Raw genomic sequence first — 18,754 nt, 5'->3', positions numbered from 1 at the left:
GGTTCTCGTGCGAAACAATGAGTAGATGGGGGAACTGTCAAGGCTTTCGCTTGAGGGGTGCCCGGAGGTTTGGGCTGGGCGTGGTTTGTGCAGTCCTGACTCTAGGTGCGGCGTCGGGATGTGCATCACCTCAAGGCCAACCGCCTTGCTTGCCTCCAAAATTTTCCGTAAATCCCGAGGTCGCAAAGGTGGGTGACGAGCTAACCATCAGCGCCCCCGACGCCCAGTGCAATCCGCGCTACGGTGCCAATGCTCTCGTCGAACTCAAAATTACGGACGCTGCTGGTATCAAACTCGTCGACAAGACGGCGCCAATGAGTGACAAGGGCGGCTTCACTTTCACGTTTGTCCTCCCGAAAGGTGCCGCCCCAGGAGAGGCAAAGGTAGTCGCCATGCCTCACAATATCGACTGGTGTGATGACACGGGACACAACAACCGCGTGAGCGGCAACGCCACTTTGCAGCGCGCTTCCTGTGCTGTCCCAGAGAAATCGTTCAACGTAACACCCTAGTCGCGCGCGACAGCCACCCTCAATCAGCCCGTCGATAGTGCAAGGCGACCGCGCCGTTGCTGAGCGGCTGCGCCGCGATCAGGTCGAGGCGTCGGGTGCTAGGCAGTCCGCCCTGGTACAGGGTAGGACCGTGGCCGGCAATCCTGGGATGAACAAGGAACTTGTACTCGTCAATCAGATTCAGTTGGTCCAGCCCTGTCGCAAGTTTGCCGCTGCCGACGAGCACCCCGCCGGGAGTCGCATCCTTGAGATCCTGCACCGCCGTGCGCAGGGCGCCGACGACGTGGTGGCTGTTGGTCCACGGGAAGTCGCTTCGCGTCGACGACACAACGTACTTCGGCTTGGCCTCCAGCTTGAGCGCCCACTCGCGCATCGCAGGCGGCGCGTCCTCGTCGCCGCGGGCGACCGCTGGCCAGTAGCTCTCCATCATCTCGTAGGTGGTGCGGCCCCAGAGCATTGCGCCCCCCTCGTCCATGAGGCGGGTGAAGTAGGCGTGCGTCTCGTCGTCGGCGATGCCTTCCTGGTGGTCAACGCAACCATCCAGGGTGACGTTGATGCTGAACGTTAGGAGACCCATACGATGATTCTAGGCCGCCCACTTAACGACGCCTCAACTATCACCGCCTTGCCACGGAGGGTATTCGCTGGACTAGTTAACGGGTAGCACGGCGGGCTCTCCTCTACTCAATTCCGTGCAAGGATGCGCAGGTCTCCATTCGAGTAGCGGAACCTCTAGTATTTTGTCCAGTCGAGCGCCTTAATCCTTGCTATGAACAAGGTGAACAGCTGGATCGAGCTACTCGGCGGCTGGTGTTTGGGGCGGCGTCCAAGGACGTCGGATACTCGGCACATGATCGGATCATGGGCGGCAAAAGCGATGCTTAGCTTCATCGTATTTGAGTGGGTCGTTCAGCTTGGGTGGAAAGGCAATGGAACCTACAGCTACGCATCGAACTACGTCAGCGACCTCGGCGCGGTACATTGCGACGACATCGGCAACCCTGCCCGCTACGTGTGTTCTCCGTCCTTCGCTGCGATGGATCTGGCTCTTATCTTCATCGGCGTGAACGTCGTGGTAGCGGCCTGTCTCATCACTTCACCGGTGCTCTGGATTGCAGCACATGCCGGCGACCTTGATGACGCGTACAAGGCGTTACGCCGGGACAAAACTGACGGCAAGATTCGAATGCAGCCCACCGGTTTTGCCAAAGCAACGACAACCATCATTCGTTGGTCGCTCGCCGTTACCGGGCTGGCTATTTTCGCCATCGGCGTCTTCCCCGAAGACTATCCAAATGCAGGCCACACTATTGGCATCCACGACCCCGCCGTCGTCATTCTGTCGTTGGGTATCTTCGTAACGCTCGTCTCGATCGGCGTGCTCTGGTTCAGGCGGACCGACGCAAGCCTTGGTTTTTCGGACTGGCCATCGTCGCTGGCGTATCGGGATTGTTGATGCTGCTCACCGGCGGTAAAACCGAATTCTCAGGCATTTTTGAGCGTGGCGTCATCTACGCGTTCATTGCTGGCCTGGCCATCCTTGGCTTCATGGTCAGCTCCGCGGCCCATCATGAGCGCGTTGGCCACCTTCAGCCGCGACCAGCCACAAGGCCGCTATGGGGGCCTCGCCAGGCCGAGCGGCTTGTCGCACCGTTCAGGCGGCGTCACGCGACCGTACTCGAGATTTAGCAGTCGACCATGCTGCGGGAACGCGTACCTCGTTGGCGAGTCTTGCAGCGGGCCCGAAACGCGGGGATTAACGGCGAGGATGGTCCACCGGCGGACACATGTCCGCCTTGGCTTGCTTCGAAGATCGACACCTGACATCACGCGGACCTGAACCGGGAGGCTACCGCCTCACGCGTAGCCGCCACGTCAACATCCCCGACGCGGGCGCGACCAGTTTCGAGAAGCAGAAAACCCCCGGATTTCCGGGGGTTTTCTTTGGCGGTGACGGTGGGATTTGAACCCACGTTGGCTTTTACACCAAACAACATTTCGAGTGTTGCACCTTCGGCCGCTCGGACACGTCACCAACTGAAATAGGGTACCGGAGTGGAGGCCTGTTCCCCAAAACGGCCCCGCCTGGCCGGCCGCGGACGACGGCCCGGCCTTCCCAAGCACAGCCCTCCTAAGTGCCGTCCCTTCCGCAATCGCAGCCGCAGGGCTAGATTCGCAAGCACCATGACTCTCCCGCAGCAGCCGGCACCCCAGCGAGCACAAACGCACTCACAGACCGCCCTGGCCTACTGGACCGTGGGCCCCTGCCAAGGTGAGCTCCGGAGCGAAGACCTTCCGGCGCCGGCCCAGGGTGAGGTTCTGGTCCGTGCCTTGTACTCGGGAATCAGCAGGGGCACAGAGCTCGTGGTCCATGAAGCGCACGTGCCTCCGCGGATTGCGAAGAAGATGCGGGCACCCCATCAAACCGGGGATTTTCCCGCGCCGGTCAAGTTCGGTTATCTGTCGGTCGGCGTCGTTGAAGAGGGCCCCGAAGACTGGATCGGCCAGAGCGTCTTCTGCCTGCACCCGCATCAGGACCGCTACGTCGTCCCGCTCACCTCACTTACGCGAATCCCCGACGGCGTGCCGGCCCGCCGGGCTGTGCTCACCGGCATCGTGGAGATCGCCCTGAATGCCCTGTGGGAGGCCGGCCCCCGCCTCGGTGACAGGATCGCCGTCGTCGGCGCCGGACTCGTGGGCGGCATGACCGCAGCGCTCCTCCGCGGCTTTCCGCTGGAACGCCTGCAACTGGTGGAGACGGATCCGGGAAAGCGCGGGTTCGTGGAATCCCTGGGCGTGGAGTTCGTGCATCCGGACGACGCGCAGCAGGATTGCGACATCGTGTTCCACTGCTCGGCGACGGATGAAGGACTGGCCCGCAGCCTGCAGTTAGTGGGGGACGAGGGCGAGATCATCGAGATGTCCTGGTACGGGAACCGGGCTGTTTCCCTCCCGCTGGGGGAGGACTTCCACGCCCGGCGCCTCTCCATCCGTGCGAGCCAGGTGGGAGTGGTGGCACGTTCGCGCAGGCACCGCCGCACTTCAAGCGAGCGGCTGGAGCTGGCAGTGTCCCTCCTGCGGGACCCTGTCTTCGACGCTTTCCTGACGGGAGAGTCGCAGTTCGAGGAGCTCCCCGGCGTCTTCGACGGCCTGGAAAACGGGGAACTGGACGACCTTTGCCACATCATTGCCTACCCCAAAGACAGGAAGGCCTAACGATGTTCAGCCTCACCGTCCGCCGGCACTTCATGATCGCCCACAGCCTTCCGCGGGAGTCGTTCGGCCCGGCGCAGGGACTCCACGGGGCCACTTTCGTTGCCGAGGTGACGTTCCGCCGGGCCGAACTGAACGAAGACGCGATCGTCCTGGACATCGGCGCAGCCGGAACCATCCTGGACGACGTCCTTGCCGGCCTCAACTACAAGAACCTCGATGAGCACCCCGACTTCGCCGGGCAGCTCACGACGACGGAAGTGCTGGCCCGCTTCATCGCTGAAGCGGTTGCCGCTAAGGTTCGCGGGAGCGACGACGGCGGTGCGCTCGCCGGCGTCGACGTCGTCCTCCGGGAACATCCCGACGCCTGGGCGGGCTTCTCGTTGGATTTCGAGCGATAGCTCGCGCGGGACTGCCCCGCATGGCGGGCAAACGGTGCAGAATGGGGCCATGACGTCCGCCGTGCTTTCCACCCAAACGCTCACCCCGGAACTCCTCCGCGCCTGGGCGTGGAATAGGCAGGGCCTGGACGGCTCGCTCGCGGGCAAGACGTCCGAGGAAGTCTTGGACCGCGCAGGCTGGGCCCGTTCCGTCGGCGGCGCCAACCCCTACCTGACGCTCTTTGCCCGGGCCGGGATCAGGCGCGAACAGGTGGATCGCGACGTCGCGGAGCTGAGAATCCACGAGCTTCCGACCGCCCGCGGATGCACGTACGTCCTCGGCCGGAACGACTTCGCCTGGGGCCTCCAAGTCGGCCGGGACGCCGCGGTGGCGCCGTTCAAGGTCCTGGCCCGGCTCGGCGTCGAACGCGGTGAGATTACCCTGCTCGAAGAGCAAGTGCTGCACACCCTCCTGGAATCCAGCGACCCCATGGACCCGAAACAGCTCAGGGACGAACTCGGCGAGTCCGTCCGCAGCCTCGGCGAAGAAGGCAAGAAGAAGGGTGCGTCAACCACCCTCCCCACGGCGTTGGGCCTCCTCCAAGCCGACGGCCGCATCCGCAGGGTCCCCGTCAATGGCCGCCTCGACCAGCAGCGCTATGCCTACACGTCGTGGGCGCTGCCGCCCAGCACCACCGACGACGACGCCGCCCGCGCGCGCTTGATCGAACGGTACCTGCGCTGGACGGGTGGTGCGACGTTCAAGCAGAGCCAATGGCTTACCGGCTTCACAGTCGCGCAGAGCAAGGCGGGGCTGGCCGCCGTCGGCGCCGTCGAAGTGACGACGGCGGCAGGCGAGCCGCTCTGGATGCTGCCCGACGACGTCGAGCACCTTTCCGCGTTCAAGGCACCGCACGAGGAACAGATCCAGCTTCTGGCCGGGACGGATTCTTTGGTGCTGTTGCGCAGGAACTCGGCGGACATGCTGGCTGAAGGCGATCGGGGCCGGAAGATCCTGGACACCACGCTCGCGCTGCAGGCGGACCTCTCGGACCACCCGATCCTGGACCGGGGACGGATCATCGGGCTGTGGCAATACGATCCGGGCAAGGAACGGATCGCAGCATGGACGTTCGACAAGCCCAGCGCGGCCGTCACTCAGCGAATCAGTGAGGTGGAGAGCTGGATCCGCGAAGACCTCGGCGATTTCCGCTCGTTCAGCTTGGACTCGCCGGCATCGCGACAGAAACGCATCGACGCCCTGGACAGTGCCAATTCATAATGCGAACGCTGGTCTCAGGTTGGAGTGCTTCAGTCCACCCAGAATCCGGAGAACTCGCCGGTGGCTTGCGTGAAGGTGGCATCCACGTGTTTCACGCGGCCGGGGGCGTCCCGGGATTGCAGCCATTCCAGCAGGGAGTCGACGGATTCGCGGTCACCCTCGGCTATCACCTGCACCGAGCCGTCCAACTGGTTGGCCGCCTCCCCGGTCAGTCCGAGCATTCGGGCTTGGTGCATTGTCGAGTAGCGGAAGCCGACGCCCTGGACGCGGCCGGTCACCATGGCCGTGACCCGCACCCGGGAACTCATGCGGCACCCGATCCATACGGCCGCGTGATCGCCTCCAGGAAATGCCCGTCCGGATCCGCGAAGTAGACGCCCCGGCCGCCGTCGTTGTGGTTGATCTGCTGGGGGCGGGACCGTGCGGGGTCGGCCCAGTAGGGGATGCCCTCGGCCTGGATCCGGGCGAAAATCCCGTCGAAGTCTTCCTCACTGACCAGGAAGGCATAGTGCTGGGGCGAAATGGGCCGGTCCGCCGTGGCGAAATCGAGGGCTACTCCATGGTCAAAAGCCACGGTCATGAAGGACCACATGGGCTGCGGCTTCGGCAGCCCAAACACCTTGGCGAGGAACTCCGCGGAACGGCGTTTGTCCGTCGAATAGACGATGGTGTGGTTGAAAGAGACTGTCATGAGGTCCTCCTCAGGTGTGCTGCCTGAGACCATCTGACGTCCAAACACCTGACAATTTCAAGGGGCCTCCGACGCGTGCGCGCGGTGCGCAGCCGCTATTTCCGGTGGGCTGCGAAGAAATCCCGGAGCAAGGTTGAGCATTCCTCTTCGCGCACGCCCGCGTAGACCTCCACCCAGTGGTTGAGCCTGCGTTCCCGCAAGATATCGAACACCGATCCGGCGGCACCGGCCTTCTCGTCCCAGGCGCCGAAGACCACCCGCGGAATCCGGGCCAGCACAATGGCTCCGGCGCACATCGCACACGGCTCCAGCGTCACCACGAGCGTGCAGTCCTCGAGCCTCCAGCCGTCTCCGCCTTCGCCGAGCTCAAGGGCATGGCGTTGCAGGGCGGCGGCCGCCTCACGGATGGCGACGATCTCGGCGTGCGCCGTTGGGTCGCCGTGCGCTTCCCGTTCGTTCCGCCCGGCACCTAGCACGCCGCCGTCGGGCCCTAAAACGACGGCGCCGATCGGTACATCCTCCGTATCCAGCGCCCGCCGGGCCTCGTCCAGGGCCAGGCCCATCCAGGCCGAGTGCTCTGCGTGATAAGGCTCGTTGGTGCTCATGCCTCAATGATAGTTTTGGAGTCATGCGCACACTCGTCGTGGACCACCCGCTGGTCGCTCACAAGCTCACCGTTCTGCGGGATAAGAACACTCCTTCACCGGTCTTCCGGCAACTCACCGAAGAACTCGTCACTTTGCTGGCCTACGAGGCCACCCGCGAAGTCAGGACCGAAGCGGTAGAGATCGAAACCCCCGTCACCAAGGCGATCGGTACCGCCTTCACGAAGCCGACGCCGCTGGTGGTCCCCATCCTCCGCGCGGGCCTCGGCATGCTCGAGGGCATGACCAAGCTGGTCCCCACCGCCGAAGTGGGCTTCCTGGGCATGGCCCGCGACGAAGAGACCCTGGACATCATCACCTACGCCGAGCGACTCCCCGAGGACCTCACCGGCCGCCAGATCTTCGTGCTGGACCCTATGCTCGCCACCGGCGGCACACTGCGCGAAGCCATCAAGTTCCTCTTCAAGCGCGGCGCTTCGGACGTCACGTGCATCTGCCTGCTTGCAGCCCCGGAAGGCCTGGCCAAGCTGGAAGAAGAGCTTTCAGAGGCCAACGTCAAGATCGTTCTCGCCTCGATCGACGAGAGGCTCAACGAGAAGGCCTACATCGTTCCGGGCTTGGGCGACGCCGGAGACCGCCTCTACGGCGTGGCCGGCTAGCGAGCCCGTCTAGGAACTAACCCGCCCGGCGCTGGGCCTTGCTTGCCTTGAGCACCATGGGCAGCTTGGACCGCAGGGTGCACTCAAGCAACTCCTCGGCGGTCTCGTCCTGTTCGTAGACTTCCGGCAGGCGGATGCCGATCAGGGTGTTCATGAGCATGCCCTGCGCAAGGAAGTCGCGGACGGTTTCGGGGGATAGGCCGGCTTCGTCCCGCACCAGGCGGTAAATATCCAGGAATCCTTCCCTGGCCCGCGCCCCGATGGCGGGCTCATGACCTGCCACGAACGCCTGCATCAGCATCATGAGGATCCCGCGGTCCGCCACGAGATCCGCGTAGGCGATGGCCATGAGCTGCTTGAGCTGTTCCGGCCGGCCGCTCCCGGCGGCCGGATCAAGGTGCTGCAGTTCTTCGGCGAATCCTCCGGCGTCGTAGGCCGCGATGACGTCGCGGAACGCGCGCATCAACTTGCCGTGGGCACGGTCCAGGGCCTCCAGGAACAGGGTTTCCTTCGTGCCGAACATCCGCACCACGTATGGCTGGCTGATCCCTGCGGCCTTGGCCACTTGGTCCGTGGTGGACCCGGCGTATCCGCGCTCGGCAAAGACACCGGTGGCAGCTTCCAGGATCAGTTCGCGCCGCTGCGCCGCTGGTATGCGTTCGGCAGTTGCCTGGCCGCTTGAGCCTGTTTCCAGGGCGCCTGTGCCCGCTGTTTTCTTCACCACACTTGACATGTTATCAGTCGATAACTAACTTTGCCTTTTAAGTAATCATTCGATTACAACAATCCGAAAAGTGGCACCCGTCAGCGACCCCGTGGAGTCATCATGAAACGCACCATTCCCGTTTGGCTGGCCATTGTGGCGGCCTCCCTTCCCGTCTTCATGGCCACGCTGGACAACCTTGTGGTCACCAACGCACTGCCCGTGATGCACAAGGCCCTCGGCGCGAGCGTTGAGGAACTGCAGTGGATCGTCAACGCCTACTCCCTGAGCTTCGCGGCATTCATGTTGCTGGCCGTCGGCCTGGGGGACCGCTTCGGCCGCCGACACGTGTTCATCGCCGGCCTTGCCGTCTTCACCCTGTCTTCCGCCGCAGCCGCCCTTAGCACGGACCCGGCGCAGCTCATCGCCGCGCGCGCAGTCCAAGGCGTGGGCTCCGCGGCGCTCATGCCGCTATCGCTCACCCTGCTGGTGGGCTCGGTCAGCGACAAGCTGCGCCCGCTCGCCATCGGCATCTGGGGCGGAGTTTCCGGCCTGGGTGTCGCCCTTGGGCCGTTGATCGGCGGCGCCGTGGTGGAAGGCTGGAGCTGGGAAGCGATCTTCTGGCTCAACGTGCCCATTGGCATCCTGTCGATTCCGCTGACGCTCTTCGCGCTTCCGAACAGCTTCGGCGCCCGCGTCCGCGCCGACGTCGTAGGCCTTCTTCTCTCCGGACTTGGCCTCTTGGCGCTCGTTTTCGGCATTGTCCGAGGGAACGACGCCGGCTGGTCCAGTGCCGAGGTGCTCGGCGCCTTGATCGCTGGCGGGGTCCTGCTGCTTGCTTTCGTTTTGTGGGAATCCCGCGTTGCCGCGCCGCTCCTTCCACTCCGGCTCTTCCGCGACCGTAGCTTCACTGTGGCTAACCTGATCGGCCTGACCTTCAGCTTCGGGATCTTCGGCTCCGTCTTCATCCTCATCCAGTTCCTGCAGGTGGTGCAGGGCCACGGACCCCTGGCAGCCGGCGTGATGACCATGCCCTGGACCTTGGCCCCCATGTTCGTGGCCCCACTCGCCGGCCTGTTGGCACCGCGGCTTGGCACCAGGACCCTGATGATCGCGGGCCTCGTGCTGCTGACAGCGGGCATGTTCTGGCTGGCCGGAGTCCTTTCCGCGACCGTCCCGTACGAGACTCTGGTCCCAGGATTTGTGGCGGCTGGAATCGGTATGGGCCTGGTTTTCGCCCCGATGTCGACGTCGGTGCTCGCCAACATGCGCGCCGAGGACCACGCGAAGGCGAGCGGCACCAACTCGACTCTCCGGGAGATCGGTGTAGCACTGGGCGTGGCCGTCCTGACGGCAGTCTTCACGGGAGCCGGCGGCAAACTCACTCCCACGGGCTACGTGGAAGCGGCCATTCCCGCCGTCTACGTTGGTGCGGCCGTGCTGGTCCTTGCCACGCTGGTGGCGTGGCTCCTTCCGTCCCGAGCCCGAGCCCGCGCGCAAGCTGAAACAGAAGTCGGCGTGGGCACCTGGGGAGGCGCCGCCGTCGAACTCGTCAACGCGGGGTCACTTACGGCCCAATTCGAGCAGCAACATGGGCTGTAAGTGACCCCGCGTTGTGCTCCGCCCCTACCGGTTTTCCGGCTCCGCCGATAGCCTTTGGCCCATGGACTGGAAACTTGAACTTGTGTTTGTCCCTGTGTCCGATGTGGACCGCGCCAAGGATTTCTACGTCAACAAAGTGGGCTTCAACGCGGACTACGACGAGCGGCCCATGGACGGCATCCGCTTCGTCCAATTGACTCCGCCTGGCTCGGCCTGCTCCATCTGCATCGGCGAGGGCCTGAACGACGCCCCTCCAGGCACCGCCCCCAGCCTGCAAATGGTGGTCGGCAATATTCAGGAAGCGCACGATCAGCTCAAGGCCAACGGCGTGGAAGTCAGCGACATCGACATCCAGGATTGGGGCCACTTCGTGTACTTCGCCGATCCGGACGGCAACAAATGGGCCGTCCAGTACATCCCGCACAGGCCCAACGGCTAGGACTCACACCGTAAGAGTTGGGCCGCGGAACGGATACGCAGGCAGGATGGATGCATGAACCTGCCTGCTGAAGCCGTGAAAACCCTGACCGTCCGGGCTGTCCTCTTCGATATGGACGGCACCTTGGTGGACTCCACCGCGATCGTGGAGGAAGTCTGGAGCGAATTCGCGGGCCGGTATGGACTGGACATCGGCGAGATCCTGCGGACTTCACACGGGGTCCAAGCCAAGGACACGGTGCGCCGTTTCGCCCCGGCTGGAGCCGACATCGACGCGCTTGCGGAGGAACTCGGCGAGATGGAACGGACCCGGACGGACGGGATCGTGGCGTTGCCCGGAGCCTCGGAACTGTTGCGGTCCTTGCCTGCCGACGCCGTCGCCATGGTCACCTCGGCCGATCGGATCCTCGCCGGAGTACGTATGAAGGCGGCCGGACTCGAGATGCCGGCGACCACTGTCACTTCGGAGGCCGTAACGCGCGGCAAACCGGACCCGGAAGGCTACCTCAAGGCCGCCGCGCTGCTGGGTGCCGAGCCAGCCGACGTCGTCGTCTTTGAAGATGCCCCCGCGGGCATCGCTTCCGCCCGTGCGGCGGGCATGCGGACCGTGGTGGTGGGCGACGCCGGAGGCGAGGCGGCAGATGGGCTGTGGCAGATCGCGGACTACTCAGCTATCACTGCCACGGCGAACCTGGACGCTTCCGGTCGTCGGGTAATCGAGCTCCGGTTCTAGCGTCAGCGGGCTTGATGTAGGCCGGACGGGTCCTGTTGTTCCCCGGAGGACAAGGGTTCCCTCGAAGATGATCCTCGCTCCGGTCAGGCTGGTTGAGCCTGGGTTCTCGGAGAGGGCGGCGACGGCGCGCCGGGCTGCTGCACCGACATTGACCGCAATCGTCGAAAGGGCAGGAAACGTTGTGGTCGCGAGGGTGTCGTCGCATCCGATGACACTCACGTCCTTCGGTACGTCCACGCCCGCGGCGGCGAATCCGCCCATCAGGCCGTGCGCAATGACGTCGTCAAAAGCGATGACCGCCGTGACTCCGGACGCTGCCACTGAATCGCCGAGCGCCTTCGCGGCTTCGTAGGTGCCCGGATCCGCACTGAAGTGCGTGACCTCGAGGGCGTGGGCCTTCGTGAAGTTGTCCACCGCCGAGTGACGCTGCTTGTTTGCCCATGATTGTGGTGGCCCGCCGACGTAGGCTATGCGACGGTGGCCGAGCTCGGCCAAGTGCGTCAGCGCGGAGCGGATGGCTGCAGTGGTGTCCAGCAGCACCCGGTAGGTTTCAGGAACATCGCGGTTGATGAACGCCACGCGTTGGGAATCGGCGATTTGCCGGATGCGGGACGAAGCGAGCCGGGAAGATACGACGATCAACCCTTCGACCTGGGGAGCCATCCGTGAGATGAGGCGGTCTTCCCGATTGGGATCTTCATCCGTGTCCGCCAAGAACACGGATAGCCCGAGGTCGCTCGCGTAGTTTTGAGCTGCGCGGACCAGCGGAGGGAAGAACGGGTTGGCGATGTCCGGCACGATGAGTCCGATAGCGCCGGCGCGTCCTGTCGAGAGGGCGCGCGCGTGATGGTTCGGCACGTAGCCGGCGGCTTCGGCAGCCTTTTGAACCAGTGCCACCGTCTCCGGTTTGAGGAGGTTTGGCCGGGTAAAGGCCCTGGACACGGTTGAGGGGGCGATGCCGAGTTCGGCCGCCAACTGCGTGATGGTCGGCCGGCCTGTCATTGGAGCTCACCCACGAGTTCCAATGCGGCCCGGACCAGGGCTTCGGCACTCCCAGGCGCGAAGGGGGCCGGCATGCCGTAGTAGCGGTGCGCGTCCTCCACTTCGTATCCTCCGAAGTCATATTCGTCCGCGCTCGGGAAGTATCCCGGGCACCCGTTGGTGTAACCCGTAACGAATACGGGCCCGTCCACCGCGGAGGCGATGGCTTCCGCTGCGGCCAGGAATGGTTCTCCGGGTAATCCTACGAGGGTCAGGCCCTGCCAGTTGAAGACGCTCACTGGTGCGCGCCAGGACATTCCCTCCTCGGGACTGCGGTCCACAGCCCATTGCTTCCACGCGTTGAGGAGGGATCGCCGGCCCGGATCTGCCGAAACCGCTTCCGCCTCCCACTGCCGGCTCAACTCCGCAGGGGAAAACGCATCACGCGAATTCATTGCGACGCTAATGGTCCTCCGGGCAGCGGAAGTCCTCCCCGAATCGGAACCCGAATCGGAACCCGAACCGGAACCCGAATCGAAGACCGGGAGGAGCCGGGTCCCCAACGCGGATGCCGCCACATGTTCTCCGATCTTTCGCGCCTGCTCCATCGTCCTGCCGGCGGAGCCGGAAAGCGAGTACGACGCGTCGGCGGGATGGCCCGAGTTGATGTCACCGGGGGTCCCGGGCAGGAAAAGGGCCACTGAACCGGGGGAACGTTCCTCCACGACGCTTCTGGTAAACGCCGGGTAGTCGCCGCTGATGAGCCGGTTCTCCGGACCCAGGACCACCGGGTGGCAGGGATAGAGCAGGATCCAGGCAAGCACTTGTCCGCGCGAATCGCTGAATGTGGCGACTTGGACGGGCGCGTCCACGGCACGTTCGGGATGGCGTCGGTTCCTGGCAATGTCCACTCCGCGCGATTCGCCGTATTGCAAGGTGGCAGGCTGCTGGGAGGCCAACGCGGTCTCGGCGGCCTCGTGGCAAGCCACGACGATCTCCTCCAGGAGACCCGGGTCATGGCCTCCGAGTCGGCCCGGCATGACGCACGGACCTGCGTGGGTATGCGTCGCGGTGATCGCGACACGCTCCGGCATAAAGGGCAAGCCGCGTGCGATGCGGGTGCACGTGTCTTCGTGGAGGCCGCACACATCCACGGTGATCCAGCACGTGTCATCGACAGCCAACGCCCGGACGCTCAGGGGGTCGTGGACGCCGGTGCTCGGTTCCGTCCTTGCTGCGAATCCGGCCATTGGCGTACCTGCGGGCGGTGAGATCTCGACGACGGCGGCGCCCACCCGCATGGTGGCCTGCTCGGCTTCGGTGGTATTCATTCCGGTCCGCCCGATACTTTCCGGCCCTGCTGGACAACCTCGGTAATGGTCCCCGCTTCGGGTCCTTCCCCGGTGATCAGGACAAAATCTGCCGGGGAACCGACGCGAAGGTGGCCGAGCCCCGGCCGGGTGCCGGGGATCACCCGAGCGGGAGTGGACGTCACCATTTTGAGGGCTTCCGGTAGATCCAGGCCGACGTCGTGGATCACGTTGCGGAAACCGTCCGGCAGGGTAGCGGCGGCCCCTGCGAGCAGATCCGTGCCCACGTGGGAGAGCCTTCCGTCAGGGGCAAGATCCACCAGGCCGCCCACGGAAGTACTGTGGCGGCCAGGCTCGCTACCGGCCAGTGCAGTGCTGTCCGACACCAGATAAGCGCGTTCGGGGGTCTTTGCCCTGATCATCACTTTCAGCGTATCGCTGGGCAAGTGGTGGCCGTCCGCTATGAGTCCCGCCGTGAGGCGATCGTCCGCCAGTTGAGTCCACAGGGCATTAGGGTGTCTGGGCAGCATGGTCGCTATGCCGTTGCCCAGATGGGTCGCCAGGCGGGCTCCCGCGGTGACGGCAGCCGTGACTTGTCCAGGACTCGCGTGCGTGTGTCCGATGGCCACTTCGACGCCGAGTTCGCGGATTTGCGCGATCTGGGCAGGCGCATCGGGCGTGTGCGGGGAGACGGTGACGATACCGACCATTCCGCTTGCGCGAAGCCAGCGCCGGACCTCCTGGACGTCCAAGGGGCGAACGAATCCTGCATCGTGGACGCCCCGGGGACCATCCTGGTCCGAGATGAAGGGGCCCTCGATGTGGACGCAGGGGATAGCTGCCCTGGTGCTTGGATCAATTTCGCAGGCCCGGTTGATCTGCTCGAGCGCGCCGGTGATGGCCTCCTCCGACGCTGTCACAATGGTCGGCACCCACGTCGTGACGCCCAGCTTCGCCAGCTCGGCGCTCATGTTGATGATGGTTTGCGGGCTGACGTCAGCGGCGTTGACGTCGAATCCGCCGTAACCGTTGACCTGGCCATCGATAAATCCCGGTGCGATGACGGGCAGCCCTTGGTCAGGGTCGATCTCCCGCACAGACAGGATGGTCGTGTCGTAGGCGATTTCCAGATTGATCCCTCGGTGGGGGTCTTTGCCCACAATCGTTTTGGGCTGTGTCACAGCTTGTGTACCCGTCCTTTGAAACGTGAAATGAATTGCTGGTTGGCTTCGTCCCCGCCGGGAGCATTTCCCGATCGCCACAATGGCGGCTCAACGCCGATTTCGTTCAGCTTGCTGATGGCGGACATCATGAGCAAGTTCAGGGTGAAGGCGTTGGCGAACGTGGACACGGCGGCCGTTTTTTCCTTTGCCCCGGGGACCTCCATGACGGCGTCTCCGACCGGAACCTTCGTGTCGATGTGGTGGTCGACGACGTCGTGCAGGTTCAGCTTCTGTGGATGCCGTGCGGGGTGGTCACCGGCTGTTTCCTCTGCGTGCTCCCGCGAGGAAACGCCGATGGTCTTGACGGACAGTTCGCGTGCCGTCAGGGCCGCGTCGATAAGCGCGCTATTGATGCCGTAGGCGTTGACCAGGATGAGGACGTCCCCTGGTCCGAGGCCGGCGTCCTCGATGACGATCCGGCCGTAACCCGGAGTCCGCTCCATGGCCATTGAGCGGAGGGCGCCGCTGGAGAGCAGGGTGCCTTCGTCCAAAATGGCTGAAACGTGCATAAGCCCGCCTGCCCGGAAGAACACTTCCTGGCTTGCCAGGTTCGAATGACCGCCGGGGCCGTAGATGTGGACCAGTTCGTCCTTGGCTACCTGGGCCGCGAGAATGTCCGCGGCGACGCTGATGTTTTCGGCTTCTTCCAGGCGGATCCGCCCGAGGAGTTCGGTGATTTTTCCGAGGTAGTCCTGCGACAGCTGCTCATTTGAGTTCATCGCGGATCGGATTCGGCGTCGAGGTAGATGGTGACGTTGGGGTGGGTGCGCAACGCCGTACCGGGGTGGTCTCCGCTGATCGGCTGGTTCAGCGTGTTGTGGACGGCCATCCTTTTGGCATGGCCGGGAACGGAAGCGATGATTTCGGAGGCGTGCAGCAAGCGCGGGATGGAGACGGTGATGGCGCGCCGCGGAACGTCGTCGAAGCTTGCGAAATGCCCTTCATCCACCTGTTGCTGGCGGCTTACCTGGTCCAGGTTGATGACGCGGGCGGGCAGCGGGTCGGCGAGGTCGGCCGGGGGATCGTTGAAGGCAAGATGGCCGTTGACGCCCAAGCCGAGCAGGACGAGGTCAAACGGATCTTGGCCCATCAGCGTGCCATAGCGCTGCGCTTCCTCTTCGGCGGGGTTCCCCGGATCGATGCGGTGAAAGGTGGTCGGCGGAAGGTGGCTGAAGAACGTGCGTTGCAGCCAGTTTCCGAATCCTTGGGGTGCGTCGGCCTCGAGCGCGAGGTAGTCGTCCATGTGGAAACACGTTATGCGGCTCCAGTCGATGCCGGGCTCCTGGACGAGCGCCTGAAGCGTTGCCTCCTGGCTGGGAGCTGCTGCGAGCATCAGCCGGACTTCCCGCTGGTTCCGGAGCGCCTTGCGCAGCGTTTCCGCTGCATGCGCGCCTGCGTGTTTCCCCAGCGCGGCCCGGTCCGGGTGTGTGGAAACGGCGGGGCTGTAAATGGTCAGTGCTGTCACGTGTGTGTCCTTCGGGTTTCTAGTTCAGTGGTCAGGAGGAGAGATCGGGCTATATGGAAGGGGTCTTTGACTGGCAGCGCCACCACCTTGTCGAGCGGCTTCCCTTCGCGGTCGCGTATTTGCAGCCACTCCTGGCCGGAAGGGTCCGGAAAGGTATTGAGGGTGTAGGACCAGATCCGCTCATGCCAGTCCAGGAGGTCCGGACGCCCGAAACGCTCGGCGAGCAGCCTGGTTGCGTAGAGTGCCTCCACCTGGACCCACCACAGTTTGGTGTCCCATGTTTGGGTCACCAAAGTTTCGTAGGGGTCGTTGCCGAAGAGCCTGCCCCGCGGTTCATCTCCAGTGCTGTCGACGTATCGGAAGACGCCGCCGTGCTGGTCATCCCAGCCGGCTTCCAGGGCCCGGACGGCAAGGTCCGGAAGCCAGTGCGGAATCCGGGGCGCAAGTTCAGGCATGATGTCGACGGCCTCCATGACCATCCAGAGCATCTCGAGCAGGTGGCCGGGGGTGCGGTGGCGGGCCAGGAGCGTGTCCAGGTCACCGCTGCTGTCCGGCCGGTATTCCCACCAGGTGTCGGCCTTCCACATGCCTTCGGAGTTTCCGTCTCCGAGGAGCTGGGAAAGTGCTGCGCCGGCTGTTTCCGCGCTTTCGGCCGAGCCGCTGGCCAGGTGCAACTGGGCGCCCACATTCAGCAGCAGCATCAGCCCGGCGGCATCCTTGAATCCTGCCCGGACGGGGTATGGCTCGGACGGAGCGCTCCGGGCCTCGATCCTTTCTTCGGCATGTGCCAGAAGCGCATGGGCTGATTGCAGCCACTCTTCACGTTCCCGGTGTGCGGCTTGGGGAAGCCGGGCTGCACCCGCCAGGCCCAGGGCCGCAAAGAGGTCAGCCAGTACACTGACTGCGATCTCCCCGTGCGGCCCGGACGGCAGCGCCTGCCCCTCAGCCGATGTGCGGTATGCCGTCACGCTGCCGTCCAGGATGGCGTGTGCCTGGATGAACCTGGCGGTTTCAATCGACAGGGTTGCCCACAGCTGGGGATCTTCCCCGATGATTGCGGCCTCGCTGTCCAGCGCAATCCTTGAGCAGAGCCAAGCCCAGCGGCCTTGGGACCACGTATATTTTTCGTTCGAAAGCAATCGTCCCGAGTTGGAAAAGCACGTGAAAACCCCGCCGTCTTTCCTGTCGACTCCGTTCTCAAGCCACCAGGGGAGGATGCCCTTGAGGAGCTGATCCCGTATTTCGGAACCGGTTGCGCTCATGCCACGGTGCTTTCAACTGGAAGCGTTGTAGCCGGCTCGAGGTCACGGTCAAGGGACTCGACAAGGGCGTCCGAAGCTTCGTTGTGCCAAGGGCGCAGCCAGCCGAAGACGCAATAGACGATTGCGGAGGCAACAACGGGGGCGGCCACGTTGATCGTCTGTGCACTGGCCGTGCCGAGGCTCGCGATCGGAGCGGCCAAAACGTACTTTGCGAGTGCGAAAACGATCAAACCGGTGGCCCAGGAGAACAATGCCGCAGAGGGCCCGCAGCGCCGGAATGGTCGCAACATCCCGAGCAGCATGGGAACGGCGATCGGCCCTACCAAGGCCCCGAACCAGAGGATTATCAGGCCCAGGACGCCGCCGAATGAATCCGCGCTCAGGGCAATGACCATGGACAATCCGATGAACAGGAACGTGGAAATCCGGCCACCCAGTAGTTCCGCACGCGAAGTCAGCGGCTGCCGGGAACCGCGCAACGCAGGGATGATGTCCCGGATGACGACGGCGGAAATCGCGTTGGCATCCGAAGAGGTCATGGCCATGGTGTGTGAGAACATTCCGGCGACGACCAAGCCGACGAGGCCGGCCGGCAGCAGCTGCTGGGTCAGAAGCGCATAAGCCTGATCCGGGTGCGTCAGATTGGGCAGGATCAGCGGCGCGGCCCACATGGGGAAGAAAAGCACCAGTGGCCACACGAGATATAGTCCGCCCGAAAGCAGGACCGATTTGCGGGCCGCTGAGCCGGATGGGGCCGCAATGAAGCGTTGAGCCAGATTCCAGGTTCCGCCGTTGTAGGAAATCGTGCTGATCAGGCAATAGGCGAGGAAGAATCCGATGGTGTAGTCCCCGGCGAATGGCTGCGAGTGGGAGGCCGGCAGCCGGGACCAGATTCCCGCGATCGAGGAAACGCCCCCAAGCTTGGCCACCGCGAAGATGAGCATCGCAACGCCCGCTACGGACTGGATGATGAACTGGCCCATATCCGTCAAGGCATCCGCCCACAAGCCGCCAATGGTCGAATAGATGAGCGTGACCCCGCCGACGATCAGGATGCCAACTGCAATCGGAACCCCGGCGAACACGTTCAGGAGGATCGCGCTGGCCGCCCACTTGGCCGCAACATCGAAGACTTTCAATGCGGCACCGGACCAAGCCAGTACTTGCTGCGCGGGTAGGTTGTAACGGGTAGCCAGGTATTCGAGCGGGGAGATGATTCCCAAACGCTGCCTCAGTCGCGGCCAGCGCGGGGCGAAGAAGACAGCGCCAACAAGGCAGGCGATGGTGATCGTAAGGGCCCACCACACGTACAGTGCGAAACCGGTGGTGTAGGCGATGGCGGCGTAGGCCACGAAGACAGCAGCCGAATAGCCGGACATGTGGTGGGAAATCCCCGCCAGCCACCACGGCATCTTCCCACCGGCTGTGAAGAAGTCCGCGGCGTTTTTCACTCGGCTCTTGGCCCACCAGCCGATCCCTATCATGACCACGAAGTAGGCCCCTAAAACGAGCCAGTCGGCGAAATACATACATGCTCCTTGATGCGACGAAAGCTTGGAAATGGGATCTGCAGTGGCGTCCACTTTTCTCTGCAAACGTTTGCAAAACAAGAGTCTTTTTGAAACTTTTCCCCGGGCCTCCTCAGCCGCCGCGCCAAGGACTTCTACGTCAACAAAGCCGAGCAGGGAGACGGCA

The 18,754-nt window shown here is 64.0% G+C and carries 21 protein-coding genes and 1 tRNA gene; 9 read left to right on the top strand and 13 right to left on the bottom strand.

Annotation, left to right across the window (positions count from 1 at the left end):
* Nucleotides 1-188 precede the first annotated feature (188 nt).
* Complete coding sequence (locus ACFVTG_RS13795; protein ID WP_390281247.1) at nucleotides 189-512, top strand: hypothetical protein; 324 nt, start codon at nucleotides 189-191, stop codon at nucleotides 510-512.
* A 19-nt stretch (nucleotides 513-531) separates the two neighbouring features.
* On the opposite strand, the gene ACFVTG_RS13790 is transcribed toward ACFVTG_RS13795, so the two are convergent.
* Nucleotides 532-1,089 carry a dihydrofolate reductase family protein gene (locus ACFVTG_RS13790; RefSeq protein WP_390281244.1) on the bottom strand — a complete coding sequence of 186 codons (558 nt, stop codon included), beginning with the start codon at nucleotides 1,087-1,089 and terminating at the stop codon, nucleotides 532-534.
* A 273-nt stretch (nucleotides 1,090-1,362) separates the two neighbouring features.
* On the opposite strand from ACFVTG_RS13790, the gene ACFVTG_RS13785 reads away from it, so the two are divergent.
* On the top strand, nucleotides 1,363-1,968 hold the full coding sequence (locus ACFVTG_RS13785) for a hypothetical protein (protein ID WP_390281242.1): 606 nt from the start codon (nucleotides 1,363-1,365) through the stop codon (nucleotides 1,966-1,968).
* Between the two features lie 489 nt (nucleotides 1,969-2,457).
* Here the strand turns inward: ACFVTG_RS13785 and ACFVTG_RS13780 are convergent.
* Nucleotides 2,458-2,547: transfer RNA gene (locus ACFVTG_RS13780), tRNA-Ser, on the bottom strand.
* Between the two features lie 149 nt (nucleotides 2,548-2,696).
* On the opposite strand from ACFVTG_RS13780, the gene ACFVTG_RS13775 reads away from it, so the two are divergent.
* Genes ACFVTG_RS13775 through ACFVTG_RS13765 form a run of 3 tightly spaced genes read left to right on the top strand, consistent with a single transcriptional unit; the run spans nucleotide 2,697 to nucleotide 5,387 of the window.
* Nucleotides 2,697-3,728 (top strand): dehydrogenase, encoded by a 1,032-nt coding sequence (locus tag ACFVTG_RS13775; protein WP_390281240.1) that lies wholly within the window; start codon nucleotides 2,697-2,699, stop codon nucleotides 3,726-3,728.
* A gap of 2 nt (nucleotides 3,729-3,730) precedes the next feature.
* Nucleotides 3,731-4,126 carry a 6-pyruvoyl tetrahydropterin synthase family protein gene (locus ACFVTG_RS13770; protein ID WP_390281238.1) on the top strand — a complete coding sequence of 132 codons (396 nt, stop codon included), beginning with the start codon at nucleotides 3,731-3,733 and terminating at the stop codon, nucleotides 4,124-4,126.
* 49 nt (nucleotides 4,127-4,175) lie between these two features.
* Complete coding sequence (locus ACFVTG_RS13765; RefSeq protein ID WP_390281236.1) at nucleotides 4,176-5,387, top strand: DNA glycosylase AlkZ-like family protein; 1,212 nt, start codon at nucleotides 4,176-4,178, stop codon at nucleotides 5,385-5,387.
* A 29-nt stretch (nucleotides 5,388-5,416) separates the two neighbouring features.
* Here ACFVTG_RS13765 and ACFVTG_RS13760 read toward each other — a convergent pair whose 3' ends face one another.
* The 3 genes from ACFVTG_RS13760 to tadA form a co-directional block, all read right to left on the bottom strand.
* Entirely contained in the window at nucleotides 5,417-5,695 is a 279-nt protein-coding gene (locus ACFVTG_RS13760) for an acylphosphatase (RefSeq protein ID WP_390281234.1), read from the bottom strand.
* On the bottom strand, nucleotides 5,692-6,078 hold the full coding sequence (locus ACFVTG_RS13755) for a VOC family protein (RefSeq protein WP_390281232.1): 387 nt from the start codon (nucleotides 6,076-6,078) through the stop codon (nucleotides 5,692-5,694). The genes ACFVTG_RS13760 and ACFVTG_RS13755 overlap by 4 nt, the downstream gene beginning before the upstream one ends.
* A 95-nt stretch (nucleotides 6,079-6,173) precedes the next feature.
* On the bottom strand, nucleotides 6,174-6,683 hold the full coding sequence (tadA, locus tag ACFVTG_RS13750) for a tRNA adenosine(34) deaminase TadA (protein ID WP_390281230.1): 510 nt from the start codon (nucleotides 6,681-6,683) through the stop codon (nucleotides 6,174-6,176).
* Nucleotides 6,684-6,706: 23 nt separating this feature from the next.
* On the opposite strand from tadA, the gene upp reads away from it, so the two are divergent.
* Nucleotides 6,707-7,342, top strand: coding sequence for a uracil phosphoribosyltransferase (upp, locus tag ACFVTG_RS13745; RefSeq protein WP_059388604.1), 636 nt, complete (start codon nucleotides 6,707-6,709; stop codon nucleotides 7,340-7,342).
* A 16-nt stretch (nucleotides 7,343-7,358) separates the two neighbouring features.
* Here the strand turns inward: upp and ACFVTG_RS13740 are convergent, their stop codons facing one another.
* A complete protein-coding gene (locus tag ACFVTG_RS13740) occupies nucleotides 7,359-8,066 on the bottom strand; it encodes a TetR/AcrR family transcriptional regulator (protein WP_390281228.1) in 708 nt (235 codons plus the stop codon).
* A 102-nt stretch (nucleotides 8,067-8,168) separates the two neighbouring features.
* On the opposite strand from ACFVTG_RS13740, the gene ACFVTG_RS13735 reads away from it, so the two are divergent.
* The 3 genes from ACFVTG_RS13735 (at nucleotide 8,169) to ACFVTG_RS13725 (ending at nucleotide 10,818) form a co-directional block, all read left to right on the top strand.
* Nucleotides 8,169-9,647: an MFS transporter gene (locus ACFVTG_RS13735; RefSeq protein WP_390281226.1), complete on the top strand. Its 1,479-nt coding sequence runs from the start codon at nucleotides 8,169-8,171 to the stop codon at nucleotides 9,645-9,647.
* A gap of 61 nt (nucleotides 9,648-9,708) precedes the next feature.
* Nucleotides 9,709-10,086, top strand: a complete 378-nt coding sequence (locus tag ACFVTG_RS13730; protein ID WP_284753500.1) for a VOC family protein — start codon at nucleotides 9,709-9,711, stop codon at nucleotides 10,084-10,086.
* 54 nt (nucleotides 10,087-10,140) lie between these two features.
* Nucleotides 10,141-10,818, top strand: coding sequence for an HAD-IA family hydrolase (locus ACFVTG_RS13725; protein ID WP_284753498.1), 678 nt, complete (start codon nucleotides 10,141-10,143; stop codon nucleotides 10,816-10,818).
* Here the strand turns inward: ACFVTG_RS13725 and ACFVTG_RS13720 are convergent.
* From ACFVTG_RS13720 to ACFVTG_RS13690, 7 genes are read right to left on the bottom strand one after another with little or no spacing between them, the layout of a single operon-like run.
* The gene (locus ACFVTG_RS13720) at nucleotides 10,753-11,820 is read right to left on the bottom strand and encodes a LacI family DNA-binding transcriptional regulator (protein WP_390281224.1); all 1,068 of its coding nucleotides are present in this window, start codon (nucleotides 11,818-11,820) and stop codon (nucleotides 10,753-10,755) included. The two genes, ACFVTG_RS13725 and ACFVTG_RS13720, sit on opposite strands and share 66 nt — an antisense overlap.
* Nucleotides 11,817-13,130 (bottom strand): neutral/alkaline non-lysosomal ceramidase N-terminal domain-containing protein, encoded by a 1,314-nt coding sequence (locus ACFVTG_RS13715; RefSeq protein WP_390281222.1) that lies wholly within the window; start codon nucleotides 13,128-13,130, stop codon nucleotides 11,817-11,819. The genes ACFVTG_RS13720 and ACFVTG_RS13715 overlap by 4 nt, the downstream gene beginning before the upstream one ends.
* Entirely contained in the window at nucleotides 13,127-14,290 is a 1,164-nt protein-coding gene (locus ACFVTG_RS13710) for an N-acetylglucosamine-6-phosphate deacetylase (RefSeq protein WP_390281220.1), read from the bottom strand. Before ACFVTG_RS13710 ends, ACFVTG_RS13715 begins: the two co-directional genes overlap by 4 nt.
* Nucleotides 14,287-15,051 (bottom strand): sugar isomerase domain-containing protein, encoded by a 765-nt coding sequence (locus ACFVTG_RS13705; protein WP_390281218.1) that lies wholly within the window; start codon nucleotides 15,049-15,051, stop codon nucleotides 14,287-14,289. The genes ACFVTG_RS13710 and ACFVTG_RS13705 overlap by 4 nt, the downstream gene beginning before the upstream one ends.
* A complete protein-coding gene (locus tag ACFVTG_RS13700) occupies nucleotides 15,048-15,797 on the bottom strand; it encodes a 6-phosphogluconolactonase (protein ID WP_390281216.1) in 750 nt (249 codons plus the stop codon). The genes ACFVTG_RS13705 and ACFVTG_RS13700 overlap by 4 nt, the downstream gene beginning before the upstream one ends.
* Nucleotides 15,794-17,059, bottom strand: coding sequence for an AGE family epimerase/isomerase (locus ACFVTG_RS13695; protein WP_390281214.1), 1,266 nt, complete (start codon nucleotides 17,057-17,059; stop codon nucleotides 15,794-15,796). Before ACFVTG_RS13695 ends, ACFVTG_RS13700 begins: the two co-directional genes overlap by 4 nt.
* A complete protein-coding gene (locus ACFVTG_RS13690; RefSeq protein WP_390281212.1) occupies nucleotides 17,056-18,588 on the bottom strand; it encodes a sodium:solute symporter family protein in 1,533 nt (510 codons plus the stop codon). The genes ACFVTG_RS13695 and ACFVTG_RS13690 overlap by 4 nt, the downstream gene beginning before the upstream one ends.
* Between the last annotated feature and the right edge of the window lie 166 nt (nucleotides 18,589-18,754).

This window comes from Arthrobacter sp. NPDC058127, assembly GCF_042884555.1.
Taxonomy (GTDB): domain Bacteria; phylum Actinomycetota; class Actinomycetes; order Actinomycetales; family Micrococcaceae; genus Arthrobacter.
This window is presented reverse-complemented; position numbering and strand designations above follow the sequence as displayed.

Coding starts and splice junctions, on each gene's coding strand:
- upp (WP_059388604.1), top strand. CDS start 6,707: ATGCGCACACTCGTCGTGGACCACCCGCTGGTCGCTCACAAGCTCACC.
- ACFVTG_RS13760 (WP_390281234.1), bottom strand. CDS start 5,695: ATGAGTTCCCGGGTGCGGGTCACGGCCATGGTGACCGGCCGCGTCCAG.
- ACFVTG_RS13725 (WP_284753498.1), top strand. CDS start 10,141: ATGAACCTGCCTGCTGAAGCCGTGAAAACCCTGACCGTCCGGGCTGTC.
- ACFVTG_RS13770 (WP_390281238.1), top strand. CDS start 3,731: ATGTTCAGCCTCACCGTCCGCCGGCACTTCATGATCGCCCACAGCCTT.
- ACFVTG_RS13705 (WP_390281218.1), bottom strand. CDS start 15,051: ATGAACTCAAATGAGCAGCTGTCGCAGGACTACCTCGGAAAAATCACC.
- ACFVTG_RS13755 (WP_390281232.1), bottom strand. CDS start 6,078: ATGACAGTCTCTTTCAACCACACCATCGTCTATTCGACGGACAAACGC.
- ACFVTG_RS13715 (WP_390281222.1), bottom strand. CDS start 13,130: ATGAATACCACCGAAGCCGAGCAGGCCACCATGCGGGTGGGCGCCGCC.
- ACFVTG_RS13735 (WP_390281226.1), top strand. CDS start 8,169: ATGAAACGCACCATTCCCGTTTGGCTGGCCATTGTGGCGGCCTCCCTT.
- ACFVTG_RS13775 (WP_390281240.1), top strand. CDS start 2,697: ATGACTCTCCCGCAGCAGCCGGCACCCCAGCGAGCACAAACGCACTCA.
- ACFVTG_RS13785 (WP_390281242.1), top strand. CDS start 1,363: ATGATCGGATCATGGGCGGCAAAAGCGATGCTTAGCTTCATCGTATTT.
- ACFVTG_RS13730 (WP_284753500.1), top strand. CDS start 9,709: ATGGACTGGAAACTTGAACTTGTGTTTGTCCCTGTGTCCGATGTGGAC.
- ACFVTG_RS13695 (WP_390281214.1), bottom strand. CDS start 17,059: ATGAGCGCAACCGGTTCCGAAATACGGGATCAGCTCCTCAAGGGCATC.
- ACFVTG_RS13790 (WP_390281244.1), bottom strand. CDS start 1,089: ATGGGTCTCCTAACGTTCAGCATCAACGTCACCCTGGATGGTTGCGTT.
- tadA (WP_390281230.1), bottom strand. CDS start 6,683: ATGAGCACCAACGAGCCTTATCACGCAGAGCACTCGGCCTGGATGGGC.
- ACFVTG_RS13690 (WP_390281212.1), bottom strand. CDS start 18,588: ATGTATTTCGCCGACTGGCTCGTTTTAGGGGCCTACTTCGTGGTCATG.
- ACFVTG_RS13720 (WP_390281224.1), bottom strand. CDS start 11,820: ATGACAGGCCGGCCGACCATCACGCAGTTGGCGGCCGAACTCGGCATC.
- ACFVTG_RS13765 (WP_390281236.1), top strand. CDS start 4,176: ATGACGTCCGCCGTGCTTTCCACCCAAACGCTCACCCCGGAACTCCTC.